The organism is Candidatus Edwardsbacteria bacterium RifOxyA12_full_54_48 (genome assembly GCA_001777915.1).
In the GTDB taxonomy this organism is placed as follows: Bacteria; Edwardsbacteria; AC1; order AC1; family EtOH8; genus UBA2226.
The window spans coordinates 1-13760 of sequence record MFFN01000006.1 but is presented as its reverse complement, the minus strand read 5'-3'; the positions used below and the strand labels follow the sequence as shown (position 1 = coordinate 13760).

10 protein-coding genes are annotated in these 13760 nt (G+C 55.2%); 9 read left to right on the top strand and 1 reads right to left on the bottom strand.

The annotated features are described in order from the left end of the window. The first annotated feature begins 54 nt into the window (after positions 1 to 54). The 9 genes from A2273_00050 (at position 55) to A2273_00010 (ending at position 10865) form a co-directional block, all read left to right on the top strand. Positions 55 to 387, top strand: coding sequence for a hypothetical protein (locus tag A2273_00050; protein ID OGF06647.1), 333 nt, complete (start codon positions 55 to 57; stop codon positions 385 to 387). Further along, positions 387 to 2171 (top strand): hypothetical protein, encoded by a 1785-nt coding sequence (locus A2273_00045; protein ID OGF06646.1) that lies wholly within the window; start codon positions 387 to 389, stop codon positions 2169 to 2171. The genes A2273_00050 and A2273_00045 overlap by 1 nt, the downstream gene beginning before the upstream one ends. An 80-nt stretch (positions 2172 to 2251) precedes the next feature. Next, entirely contained in the window at positions 2252 to 3565 is a 1314-nt protein-coding gene (locus A2273_00040) for an AAA family ATPase (GenBank protein OGF06939.1), read from the top strand. Between the two features lie 158 nt (positions 3566 to 3723). Beyond that, positions 3724 to 6300, top strand: coding sequence for a hypothetical protein (locus tag A2273_00035; protein ID OGF06645.1), 2577 nt, complete (start codon positions 3724 to 3726; stop codon positions 6298 to 6300). Positions 6301 to 6526: 226 nt separating this feature from the next. Then, on the top strand, positions 6527 to 8146 hold the full coding sequence (locus A2273_00030; GenBank protein OGF06644.1) for a CTP synthase: 1620 nt from the start codon (positions 6527 to 6529) through the stop codon (positions 8144 to 8146). 59 nt (positions 8147 to 8205) lie between these two features. Then, positions 8206 to 9459 carry a hypothetical protein gene (locus tag A2273_00025; GenBank protein ID OGF06643.1) on the top strand — a complete coding sequence of 418 codons (1254 nt, stop codon included), beginning with the start codon at positions 8206 to 8208 and terminating at the stop codon, positions 9457 to 9459. Between the two features lie 37 nt (positions 9460 to 9496). After that, on the top strand, positions 9497 to 9847 hold the full coding sequence (locus tag A2273_00020) for a hypothetical protein (GenBank protein OGF06938.1): 351 nt from the start codon (positions 9497 to 9499) through the stop codon (positions 9845 to 9847). A 77-nt stretch (positions 9848 to 9924) separates the two neighbouring features. Continuing rightward, complete coding sequence (locus tag A2273_00015) at positions 9925 to 10410, top strand: hypothetical protein (protein OGF06642.1); 486 nt, start codon at positions 9925 to 9927, stop codon at positions 10408 to 10410. A 122-nt stretch (positions 10411 to 10532) separates the two neighbouring features. Further along, positions 10533 to 10865 carry a hypothetical protein gene (locus tag A2273_00010; protein ID OGF06641.1) on the top strand — a complete coding sequence of 111 codons (333 nt, stop codon included), beginning with the start codon at positions 10533 to 10535 and terminating at the stop codon, positions 10863 to 10865. 78 nt (positions 10866 to 10943) lie between these two features. Here the strand turns inward: A2273_00010 and A2273_00005 are convergent, their stop codons facing one another. Next, on the bottom strand, positions 10944 to 13442 hold the full coding sequence (locus A2273_00005) for a hypothetical protein (protein ID OGF06640.1): 2499 nt from the start codon (positions 13440 to 13442) through the stop codon (positions 10944 to 10946). Positions 13443 to 13760 lie beyond the last annotated feature (318 nt).

Sequence of the window (13760 nt, the reverse complement as noted above, 5' to 3'; positions counted from 1 at the left end):
AAAAATATCTTTGCCGCATCTTTTAAAAGGATTTCAACATCACCCCGGCTGGGGATGTGTCTGTTGATCCTGTTTCTAGGGACGCCGGTTGTCCGGGCAGAGGATACATCCCTCCGGCCGGTTGAGATCGACACCACGCTGACCCTGAAGCAGATCGCCCGCCGGAACCAGGTCCCGGCGGAGAAACTGCTGAAATATCTTAATTTGGATCCCCGGCAGGGATCAGCCAGGCCGATGCAGGCAGATTGCAGTATTGCTCGGATTGAAAAAGCCGTGGTAAATATCCGCTCGTTGAATGCCAACCAGGCTTCCAATAACTGGTTCTTTGCCCTGGCCAAGTTTGCCAAATGGGCCTTAAAATTAATCGCTAAGGTGTTTATAGAGTAATGAGAAAAATCAGCAGCATCCTTATCCTGCTTATCGTTGCGGGGCTGGCCCGATCTGCCCCCCAAATAGACCTGGTCTATCCACCGGAGGGAGCCGATATCGGGCCGGTCTCCTGGTCGTTCATCCTGGGATCGGTAACGCCCGGCAGCCAGCTTTCGGTCAACGGTCGCAAGGTGGAGGTCTACAAGACCGGGGCCTTTCTGGCTTATATCCCGTTCGATCCGGGAGAATTCATCATCCAGCTGTCGGCTTTGGATGCCTCGGGCATCGCCACCCTGGATCGCAAGGTGAAGGTGGCTGCGGGCAAAAAGAACATCCGGCCTGACAGCCTGTGCATCCTGCACGGCTCGATCAACCCCAATTACAAATTGAGCCTGCCGGCAGGAGATCGCCTTTATGTTTCATTCCAGGGGACGCCCGGCGGCAAGGCCAGTTTTTCGGTGGGCCGAGGCCGCGGTCGGGTGATGGTTGAGCAGAATGCATCAACCGAGCCGGACGACAAGGTCCTGGCTTTTTCCGACTCCTCCACCGCCGATACCACTGTGGTGCCCGGCATCTACGGCGGGTCCTGCCTGATAAGGGGAGATGAGGGCTGGGAAAGCCAGCGAATATATTTTTACCTGGTTGACCGGGAAGGAAATTCCGTAATTGATTCCACCGGGCCAATTCTCAGCAATTGGGACGATGCCCGCCAGGTCTTTGCCAAAGTGAAGGATTCCCTTGCGGTGCTCAAGACCGCCCCGGACCTGGGCTATGAGATGTTCCTGCCCCGGGGAACGATCCTGCAGATCAACGGAATTCACGATCAGTATTACCGGCTGAAGCTTTCGGAGGCCAAGGAGGCCTGGGTCAAACAGAACTCGTTGGAACTGTTTCCGGCGGGGAAAATATTCCCTGCCGCCAAGCTGGTTTTGGTCAAGACGGCCAGGGAACCCCGCGGCAGCCAACTGAGCATCTTGCTGTCACGGCCTTCGGTCCATCAGGTCTTTCCCGGAGCCGATGGACGGAGCCTGAAGATGGTGCTTTACGATGTCCGGGCCGACATGGACTGGGTGCGCTACGATCCGGCCGACGGTTTTGTCAACGATATCCGCTGGAGGCAGGTTGACAGCCGGACGGTGGAGCTGGAGGTGTCTCTGGCCGGCAAATTGTGGGGATACAGCACTGCCTATCAGAACAACAACCTGGTGCTGTCTTTAAAGGCCCCGCCGGCCATCAACCATAAACTTCCATTCAAAAATTTAAAAATAGCCCTGGATCCCGGGCACTCCCCGGACAACGGCGCAGTGGGCCCCTTGAGAACTTTGGAGAAGGACATCAACTGGCAGATCAGCCAGCGGCTGGGCCGGATGCTGAAGAAGGAGGGGGCCTCGGTTCTCTACACCCGGGAGGGGTCTGAGGGGGCCGGCATCTACCAGCGCCCCAGCCGGGCGGCTGGCTGGAAGGCGGATATTTTGATCAGCATCCACAACAACGCCTCGCCGGACGGAGCCAATCCCCTGTTGAACAGCGGATATTCCACCTATTACTACCAGCCCTACAGCCGGTGGCTGGCCGAGACGGTCCACCGTCAGTTTCAGAAGACGCTTCCGCTTAACGACCACGGACTGTTCTACGGCAACCTGGTGCTGTGCCGGGCCACCGAATTCCCCTCGATCCTGGTGGAGCCGGCCTTCATCATCGTCCCCCGCGAGGAAGCCCTTTTATTGGACGGAGTTTTCCAGGAGAGGATCGCCAGGGCCATCTTTATCGGGATGAAAGAATTTCTTTTGAAAATAAAATGACCTCCCCTTAATCCCCTCCTTGATCAAGGAGGGGAAGGGGTGATCTAAAATAGCAACTAACCACAATTCCTTAAATGATCATGACCGATCAGACCGAAATATTTCCCGATAGATCGGCCGAGGCCAAATCCGTGCCCCTGGCCGACCGGATGCGGCCCCGCACCCTGGACGAGGTGGTGGGCCAGGAGCATCTGATCGGCTCCGGACGGGTGCTGCGCAAGATCCTGGAATCCGGCGAGGTGCCGTCGCTGATCTTCTGGGGTCCGCCGGGCTCCGGCAAGACCACTTTGGCCCGGATCATCGCCAGCTCGGTCAAGGCCAATTTTCTGGAATTCTCGGCGGTGATCTCCGGCATCAAGGAGATCAAGGAGGTCATCAAGCAAGCCGAGGCCAAGCGCAGCCACCAGGGCCAGCGCACCATCCTTTTCGTGGACGAGATCCATCGCTTCAACAAGGCCCAGCAGGACGCCTTTCTGCCCTACGTGGAACGGGGGACCATCGTGCTGATAGGGGCCACCACCGAGAACCCGTCCTTCGAGGTGATCTCGGCCCTTTTATCCCGCAGCAAGGTGCTGATCCTGAAAGGCCTGGGCGAGGAGGATATCAAGGGCATTCTGGAGCGGGCTCTAATAGAAGAAAAGGGGCTGGCCGAGCTCCATCCGGCGGCCGATGCCAAGGCCCTGGAATTCATCGCCCAGTCCTCCTACGGCGACGCCCGCACCGCCCTCAACGCTCTGGAGCTGGCGGTCAGCACCGTCAAACCGGACCAGGACGGGAAGAGAACGGTGACCCTGGCCGATGCCGAGGAGGCCATGCAGAGGAAATCCCTGCTGTACGACAAGGCCGGGGAGGAGCATTACAACCTGATCTCGGCCCTGCATAAATCCCTGCGGGACTCCGATCCCGACGGATCTTTATACTGGCTGGCCCGGATGCTGGCCTCGGGCGAGGACCCGTTGTATGTGGCCCGGCGGATGATCCGCTTTGCCACCGAGGACATCGGCAATGCCGATCCCAACGCCCTGCTGATAGCCAACCAGGCCAAAGAGGCCTATCATTTCCTGGGCACGCCGGAGGGCGAGCTGGCCCTGGCCCAGGCGGTGATCTATCTGGCCCTGGCGCCCAAGAGCAACGCGGTCTACAAGGCCTACGGCGCGGTGATGCGGGAGATAGACCGCTCCGGTTCTTTGCCGGTGCCGCTGGTGATCCGCAACGCCGTCACCAAGCTGATGAAGGAGGTGGGCTACGGGGCCGGCTACCGCTACGCCCACGACGAGCCCGACGCCAAACTGGACCAGCAGCACCTGCCGGACGAGATCAAGGACCAGAAGTTCTATTTTCCCACCGAGCGGGGCTGGGAGGGGAGGAAAAAGAAGGATGGTGGCAATAAATAATTGGAAAAGTTTAATTCATCCTTTGGGTTGACATTGGGCCTTTCCGTGATTATAATTGATCCAGGAAGTAACCATTCCATAAATATAAAATGAGGTAACTATTCATGGGTAAAAGCTCAATAGTGCGATTACTTTTGGTCATGGCGATACTTTCGTCAATGGCCGGCTTTTTGTTTGCCATGCCCCCTTATCAGGGGATCCGGGAGCCCGAAGCCCTGAAGGCCATGCGCCTGAAGGGCATGGACAGCCCGGAACGGGGCCTGATCTTTCAGCTTAAGGATATCAAAGGCTCCGATGCCAAGGTCACCGGCAGCCGGGAATACCCGGTGATCATGGGCTATTTTACCGACCTGGCGGCCATCAACACCCAGGCCGAATTCCAGGGCATGTTGTTCAACACCGGGACCAACAACAAATCGGTCAACAACTACTACCGCGACATGTCCTACAACACCATGAGCTGTTCCGGCGCGGTCGACAACTGGCGCACCAGCAACAACACCGTTGCCTATTATTCGGCCAATTATGGGTTCAATACTGGGACAACCGGAAATACCTATGAGTTCATAATCAAAACCCTGGCCCATGCCGACTCGTTCGTCAACTTCGCCGATTCCAGCTACGACCAGAACCACGACGGCTATCTCGACGTGCTGTGGGTGGTTCACGCCGGCAAAGGAGCAGAAGAAGGCGCCACCGCCATCTGGTCGCACAGCTTCTATCTGTCGGGCTGGGGCAGCGGGGCCACCTATTATACCACCGGCGACATTAGCCCCTTCACCGGCAATCCGGTTCGGATCAACGAATATATCATCATGCCGGAGAGGACCAACTACGCCGACGGCAACGGCGGCACCACCGAGATGATCGGCTGCGGAGTATTCTGCCACGAGTTCGGGCATGCCCTGGGCCTACCGGACCTTTATGATACTGATAATTACGATTACGGCGCCGGCTCGGGCATCGGCAAATTTTCGCTGATGGCCGGCGGTTCCTGGGGCGGCAACGGCTCCACCAATGCCCGCCCGGTGGCCCTTGACCTGTGGTGCCGGCGTTTTCTGGGTTGGGCCAGTCCTACCCTGGTCACCGCTAACGATGTTTACACCGTCAACAGTATCATGACCACGGCCACCAACAGCAGCTATAAGCTGGCCTTTTTGGGCACTGACACCACCAAGCAGTTCTGGCTGGTGGAGAACCGCTATGAACTTGGCATGGGTCCGGTCAGCAGCGTACGTTGGGACTCTCTGCTGCCTTCAACTTCGCCGGGCGGTTTGGCCATCTACCATATCGACAGCACCTATACCACCACCACCTATTTGAATAACAACACGATGAATAATAAATATACCAGCGGGGGGGTGGCCCGGCCCTATGGCGTGGCGGTGGAGGAGACCGATATGACCACCGCCGGTTACCGTTCTGAATTGTGGAATGGGACCAACGATGGAGATGCGGCCGACTATTGGACCAGCAGCACCCAGGCCAGCTTTGATAGTTCCGGCACTGCCTACCCGGTCAGCTATTACAACGGCGCCACCGACTCCACCGGCGGGGCCCATGCCGGGGTGGCGGTGCGCCAGATCCCGGCCGGCTCATCGGCCATGACCTGCAGCCTGATCGTCAAGCCGGAAGGCGCTCCCACCGGGCCGGCCATGGCCCTGGACCACACCTATTATGATGTCAACGTTCCCCAGAACGACAGCCTGGACCAGACCCTGGTGATCGGCAACACCGGCGGTATGGATCTGGACTGGAACCTGACATATTTAAATACCGGCATTGGAAGTTATGACAATGCTGACAATGGTGATGCCATAGGAAATGGCGGCACGACCTTTACCACCGCAATCCTGCTGACCAGCACCGAATTGGCTTCTTATTACGAAACCTATGAACTATATGCCGTAAAGGCGTTGATCATCCTTCCTATTACCAATGTGACTGTTAAAGTGTGGCAGGGCGGGACCACCTCTCCGACCACCGAGATCTATTCCTCCGATGTCACTGCGTCGACAGCGGACGGATGGAACACCTACCAGCTTCCTTCGCCGATAACCCTTCAGACCGGCATCAATTACTGGGTAGGGTACAGTGTGGGGCACGTCAATGGCACCTATCCTGCTTCAACCGACAACGGCCCGGCCATAGACGGCAAAGGGGATTGGGTCGAAGCCGGCGGTTGGGCTGAATTGCAAACCTACGCGCTTGACTACAACTGGAACCTGAAGGCCATGCTGGGCAAAAAGCTGGCCGACTGGATCACCATCGATCCCACCTCGGGAACAGTGGCCGCGGCCGGCAATAGCAATGTCACCTTCAGCTTTAATGCTACGGGATTATCCTTGGGCACTTACAGCGACACGGTCTGCCTGGCCAGCAACGATCTGGCCAACAACCCCAAGAAGATCCCGGTCTCCATGACCGTGGGAGCCTCCGGGGTAAGCGGCAAACCGCAGGCTGGGAACCCCGCAGTCTTCGCCCTGCAAAACGCCTGGCCCAACCCGGCCCGGGGGCAGGTCAACTTCAGGTACCAGCTGCCCAGGGCAGCCCAGGTGGACATCAAGGTCTACAATGTGCTGGGCCAGACGGTCAAGAGCTTCGACCGGGGCCTGCAGGAGCCGGGTCACTACTCGCTGAAATGGAGCGATGCCAATGTGGCCGAGGGGGTCTATTTTGTCAGACTGCAGGCCGGGAATTACCGGGCCACCAGGAAATTCGTGGTGGTACAGTAGATCATCAGAAAAACCCAGGGCGAAGTGTCTTCACTTCGCCCTTTTTTCATTTGACAGGGGGCTTTTTTTAAAGTAAACTTAATACTTCAAATTTTACTTATCATTTTGATCGGGGCACAAGGTATAGGGCGGCAAGAGTTCACCCGTTCGGCTTGCTTGGTATTGCTGCTTTCTCAGGGTGACAAAACGATGTCATTAAAAACAAATTTTTGAAACATAAAAAGTTATGAAGAAGAAAGTAAAGTTCATATTTGTCACCGGCGGGGTGGTCAGCTCGCTGGGCAAGGGCATCGCCTCGGCATCGCTGGGCTATCTGCTTAAGGCCCGGGGCCTCAAGGTCAACATCCAGAAGTTCGATCCCTACCTGAATGTCGATCCCGGGACCATGAGCCCCTTCCAGCACGGGGAGGTGTTCGTCACCGACGACGGGGCGGAGACCGATCTGGACCTGGGCCATTACGAAAGGTTCATCGACCGGCCCCTGACCCGGGACAACAACCTGACCTCCGGGCAGATCTACGAATCCATCATCACCAAGGAACGACGGGGCGATTACCTGGGCAAGACCGTCCAGGTGGTGCCGCACGTCACCAACGAGATCAAGGCCCGGATCCACAAGCTGGCCGAAAGCGGCGACGTCGACGTGCTGATCACCGAGATCGGCGGCACGGTGGGCGACATCGAGAGCCTGCCGTTCATCGAGGCCATCAGGCAGTTCCGGCTGGACGTGGGGCGGGAGAACTGCGCCTATATCCACCTGACCCTGGTGCCGTATATCCACGCCTCCGGCGAGCTTAAGACCAAGCCCACCCAGCATTCGGTCAACAAACTGCGGGAGATCGGCATCCAGCCGGACATCATCATCTGCCGGACCGAGCAGCCCCTGGACAAGGAACTCAAGGAGAAGATCGGCCTGTTCTGCAACGTCTCGGCCGAGTCGGTGATCGAGGCCATCGACGTGGAGAGCATCTACGAGGTGGCCCTCAGATTCCACAACGATGGATTGGATGAGATCGTGGCCCATCTGCTGGGGGCCGGTTTTCACAAGCCGGACCTGACCGCCTGGAGCCAGATGATCGAAAAACACAAGAATCCCGAATCCGAAGTGCGGGTGGCCATCTGCGGCAAGTATGTCGATCTGCACGACGCCTACAAGAGCATCATAGAATCATTCGTCCATGCCGGCATCGCCAACCGGGCCAAGGTCAACCTGGACTGGATAGATACCGAAAGCCTGGCCCCGGAGAATGTATCCCAACGCTTCGCTAACTGCCACGGCATCCTGGTCTGCCCCGGCTTCGGAGAAAGGGGCATCGAGGGCAAGATCCTGGCGGCCCGGTACGCCCGGGAAAATAAAATGCCGTATTTCGGCATCTGCCTGGGGATGCAGGTGGCCACCATCGAGTTTGCCCGCAACGTCTGCGGCATGAAGCAGGCCCATTCCACCGAGTTCGACGACAAGACCCCGCATCCGGTGATAGACTACCTGCCGGAACAGAGGAACATCAGCAACCTGGGCGGGACCATGCGGCTGGGGGCCTACCCCTGCGTCATCACGCCCGGCACCAAGGCCCATCAGGCCTACCAGACAGAACAGGTATCGGAACGCCACCGCCACCGCTACGAGGTCAACAACACCTATGTAGCAAAATTGGAGGAGAAGGGCATGGTGTTCTGCGGCCGGTCGCCGGACGGGATGCTGGTGGAGATGGTGGAACTGAAGGACCATCCCTGGTTCCTGGGATGCCAGTTCCATCCCGAATTCAAGTCCCGGCCCATGAAGCCCCAACCCCTGTTCCGCGATTTCATCAAAGCGACCAAGGAATACCGGGACGGGAAAAAATAATTTCATGGGCTGAGAGATCAGCCCATTTTTAACAGCCAACCCGTTTCAAAGGGACAGATATGAAAAAAATTCCAAAGCTATTCTGGGTACTGGTGCTGTCCAGTCTGCTGGCCCTGGCTGGCTTGAGCTTCTTCATCGTCAAACAGCGGGAGATGGTACTGGATCAGGCCCAAAAGATCACCCAGGCCGGAGAGGCCGAAAGCCTTGACCGGGCGGAGGGCGACATCAAGGGGATGAAGTTCATCACCAGGGAACAGCGGCTGGGGCTGTATACCATGCTGGCCGGCCGTTTCGCCCAGATAGGCAACCAGCCGAGGATGTATGAGGTCTTCGAGTCCGTTCTGAAGATGGACCCCGAGAATGCCGAGGTGCTCAACAATCTTTCCTATGAGTGGGCCAAGCAGGGGATCAACCTGGAGCAGGCCGAGCAATACTCTCAAAAAGCGGCGGCCCTGGCCCACAAGAGATCATCCGGCCAGAAGCCGGCCGGCCTGTCGCGGGAACGCTGGGAAAACATCCTCCGGATGGAGAGGGGGAATTATCTGGACACCTACGGCTGGGTGCTTTATCAAAAGGGAGACTATAATGCAGCCCTGCGGGAATTGCAGAAGGCCTTTAAACTGGCAGAGGATCCGACCATCCAGTATCACCTGGGGCTGGCCTTATACCGGACGGGCGATTTGGATGGCGCCATAGAGAACCTGGCCGCCAGCCTGGCCGGACGGCTGGAGGACCCGGCCAAGACCAAAGCCGAGCTGGAGGCCGTCTATGAGGAAAGATACAGGACCCTGAGAGGATTGGACAAAATGCTGCAACAGGCGGCGGAGAAAACCCTGGCCCGCCAGCAGGCCGAGGATGAGGCCGACGCCGCCAGAATAGTCGGCCGGCCGGCCCCCGACTTCAGCCTGCCGGACCTGGACGACCAGCCCTATCAGCTTTCCCAGTTCCGGGACCGGGTGGTGATACTTGATTTTTGGGCCACCTGGTGCGGTCCCTGCAAGCTGGCCATGCCTCTGATCGACCAGGTCTTCCTGGAATACCAGGGAAAAGGCCTGGTGGTGCTGGGCATCAACCTGGAGGGCCGGGACAAGAACCAGTTGGTGAAGCAGTTCGTAGAGAGGTCGGGTCATCAGTTCGTCATTTTGCAGGGCGGGATGATGGGCGTCGGTATCGACCGGGTTTACGGCGTGACCGGAATCCCCACCACCTTTGTGATAGACAAGCAGGGGGTCATCAGGTACCGGCATATAGGCTACCGCGAGAATCTGGATCAGATGCTGGCCCGCGAAGTCGAGGAGCTTTTGAAGCAGTGATCCCGTGCAGCATTTGATCTATATCGCCCTGGGCGGCATGACCGGGGCTTTGGCCCGTTACGGGCTTTCCCGGCTGGTCCAGCTGTCGGTCAATGAGATATTTCCCTGGGGGACCTTGTTTGTCAATCTGTCCGGCTCTCTGGCCATCGGGGTGTTCTTTGAATTTTTCGACCGGGCCATGATCCCTTCCGACCTGAGAAGCTTTATCGCCATCGGTTTTTTGGGGGCCTACACCACCTTCTCCAGCTACTCCCTGGAAACCATCAATCTGCTGCGGGAGGGCGAGATCAGGCTGTGCCTGACCAATGTGCTCCTGAACAATATATTGGGGCTGCTGTTGGTGGTTCTCGGCATGTATGTCGCTAAATTGGCGCTCAAAACATTTTAAAAATATAAACCAACGGTTTCTTGGTGGAATTACGGGAAATAACTTGTAAAGCATGAGGGAAATACGAAAGCCAATAAATGAAAAAAGAATTATTGTATTATGCATTATTATTGTTTCTGTTTGGTTGTGCAACCTCTGTTGGAAAAAGAACAGATGCGGTTTTAGTGCAACCAATTTATACTGAAACTTCTAAAATATCTATTTATCACGACAAAATCAAAGAAATAAAACATGATATAAAATGTTATTACGACAATGATTGGACTTTATTAGAGAGTAAAAGTATAATTGATTCTTTAGAGTATTTTAAGTGTAAATTACCATTGAAAAATCTTCATAAATATACAACGCCTCCAGCTTACCTTGTTCAGTTATTTTCTCTATACAAATATATTCAAAATAAGCAGCCCTTGTTTTTATTTTTACCAATTTTTATTGAGCCAACACGGAATGTCACAGAAATATCAATTATTAATAACAAAACCATAACAAAAGATGAGGTGTCTGAATTAAACGATATTATACGAAGATACAATGCAAATATAATGAATAAATATTATTAAATAGATTTGCCATGAGAATGTTGTAAATGCGATATAACAGGAGCATAATATTTATGATAAGGTTAAATTTTATTCTCAATTGCAGATGTTTATAATTGTTAGCGAACAGGGAGGATTGGCGGATGAAACTTCCGGAGCAGGCGGTGCTGTTAAGGGTCTTTATCGGCGAAAACGACAAGCATAACGGCAAGCCTTTGTACGAGCAGATAGTGCTCAAGGCCCGCGAATTGAACCTGGCCGGGGCCACGGTCCTTAGGGGCATCCTGGGATTCGGGGCCGACAGCCGGCTTCACAGCGCCAAATTATTGAACCTGTCGGAGGATCTGCCGGTGGTCATCGAGGTGGTGGATACCAAGGAGAATATCGACCGGCTGATGCCTTTCATCGACCAGAACGTAACCGAGGGACTGGTGACCCTGGAGGATATCCGGGTGATAAAATACCGTCATAGCTGAGGGAAAACGGTCGATAATATCACCCAATGAAAAGCCCCGCATCAAAGCGGGGCTTTATTGTTTCCTTGATACCAGGGCTTATCTGATGACCAGCAACTTGCGGGTGGCCTGGCCGCTGCCGGATGTCAAACGGCAAATAAAAACCCCCGAAGCCACTTTCCTGCCGCTGTTGTCACATCCGTTCCAGATGACACTGTGCCGGCCGGCCTCAAGATTACCGGCAACAAGGGTCTTCACTTTCTGCCCCATGATATTGTAAATATCCAAGCTGGTCAGCGAGGCCCGGGGCAGCCTGAAACTGATGGTGGTGTTGCCCTGAAGTGGGTTGGGGTAGGCTGGCTGCAGGGAGAAGTCTGCCGATTCGTTCAGCTCGTTGGGGTTGCCATTCACTCCGGTCGGTCGAAGGTAACCCATCCAAACCTTTCTGATGGAGTTGGCTGCGTCCTGGATGGTGACCAATCCCCAGAGATACTCACCCTCGGCGATAAGGTCGTAGATGTCAACGTCGGCCATGGAGGCCATGACGGCTGAGTCTAACTGATTACCCAGGGAGTCGAGCTTGTAAAGCAGGTTAGTATTCCAACCGCCGGACAAGAACTGGCTGGTGTATGGTATCCAGCTACAACCCCGTTGCGAGGTAACCCAGGGCACGGAGTTGATGGTATCGATGACTGCCCCGTTCGGCAGATCCAGCCTATAGATCATGTTATCTCCGCCTACCGCCACCTGCCAGGTGTGGACGCCGTCGAAATCCATGCCTGCCATCCAGCCGCTGCCGCCGATGCCGGTAATGTCGCAGTAAAGTCCGGTGTAGGTCCCGGCAAAGGTGTATTGCTTGTTATAAGCATAGATCATGCTGTTCTCGATCTGGCCTACCCAGAAATTGGTGCCGTCCCAGGAGATGCCCCAGGGGATCTCGCCGGCGCTGTTGTCGACCGGGAAGGCCAGGGTGGTTGCCCAGGTATCGGGATCGAGGCGATAGACACAATCGTCGGCCATGCTCACAAAATAGAAATTACTGTCCGCCTGGCAGAAGGTAATGCCGGTCAGAGCGTAGCTAGCCAGGGTGCCTATAGTGATGGTGGTATCGATATCCCCAAATTGATGGTATCCGACGATGAAGCTTTCAGTCAGCGTATCGTTGCTCGGATTGAGGTCGTGAGGCATCACGGTATAGGCAGAAGCGCTATAGTTTCCCAGGGCGTGCGGAGCCGCCCAGTCCGGAAAGACTATGGTAGTGTCCCCCCCGGGTGGCAGTCCGGTAATGGCCAGCGACTGTCCGTAAACCATGCTGGCGCTGTCACGGATCTCAAAATGGGCCTGGAAGTCTGCCGTCTGGGTGGCAAAGTTGTGGAATGTGGCCGTCGGGACCGCAGTAGATTCGGGGTTAACTTTAACCGCCGGAGCCAGGATACCGGTTGCTCCTACATTCAAATCCCAGGTGCGGAAGGCCTTGCTCAGGGTATCGTTGGATGGTATAGAGTCGGCCAGTCCGGTCCAGGCAATTGCAGTGTAGCGGGTAAATGCATTCGGGTCGAAAGCGCTAAAGGTGAATTGCCGCAAGGAATCGCATAAAATACTGTCCGGGCTGGTTATTTGTGCCGAATCCAGGTAAAGCTGGGAGCCCATACTGTCATTGATCTGGAAGAACACTTGGAAGTCGCTCTCCGGGCTCAGTCCTAGGTTCTTTACGGTGGCAACGGGGGTAAATCCCTCCGAGGGTGGCATTATGGTAGTCGGTGTATCAATGCTGGCTACGGCAAGGTCGTGGGTGGCTGGGATATAATCAGAGAAGCGAATGGCCAGGTTATCGTGCAGCGAGGCCGTGTTGAAACTGTACAACAGATACAGGCTGTCGCCGGCAGTGCTGCTTCCCTGGATGCCGACGGTGGCCGAAAGGCCGTTGTCATATAATGCGTTGCCAAAGTCCAGATCGGCATACTGGAAAACGATGGCGTTCGATCCCTCGGACAGGATCATCTCAAAAGTGGCCGATCCGGTGTTGCTGTAATGCGGTCGGTCGTACCACTCGATTATCAGCTGGCGGTTGGGGGCAATGCCCTGCACCTCCCAGTAGACATTGCCGGTCTCATCGTCAATGTCGTCCCAGAAGGCCATTATCCCCATGGTCCATGATGTGGCTGGCAAGGCAGTGTTGCCGGCGAAGACATCGCCGATGGTGGTGGTGAAAATAATGCCGCCGTTATTGCCGACGCGCAGATCTGCGGACGATATGCCGTAGAACTGGAAAGAGAAAGGTATGGTGATATTCGCCTCTCCGTCATCTAAAATACTCAGCGGAGTGCCAGTGCCGGTGATGTCAATCCAGCTATAGGTCGGTCCGCCTGCCTCGTCAGAATCAGTCCAGATATATCCGTAGGCATCAGGTCCTCCCGAACTTTTGGCTTTTACTGCCGTTTTCGGCGCAAAAGATATTTCATCTTTGGCATCGGTTGCAGCGGTTTGCTCCCCCTGGTAGTTTCCCTTAACTAAATCCTTACCTTTTAGCGTCAAAGAATTGCTCTCGAAGTTCTGGGTTGCCAAGCCCAAACTAACGGTAGATAGCAGGGCAAGCATTAGCAGAACAGTTCTGTTTAGCATCATCCCCTCCTTTTAATTGGTTTGATTTTAGTTGACGATCATGATTTGCCAAGATATGCTCAATTATTATTATAATGCCATACTTCTTACATGTCAATAAGAAATAAATATGCCAGAAAATGGTAAGAGCCCTTTCAAATACTCATCAAATATAAAGCCCCGCAACTGCGGGGCTTATATTATGTAATTTTCTTTGCTGTCGTTGCTTAGTCAATATGTCAGGGTAACAGGCAAGTGAAAATGTCAGGGGTAGGAGCAAGTTGTTGAAATTTGGTCAACCCAAGGTTGGCTGAT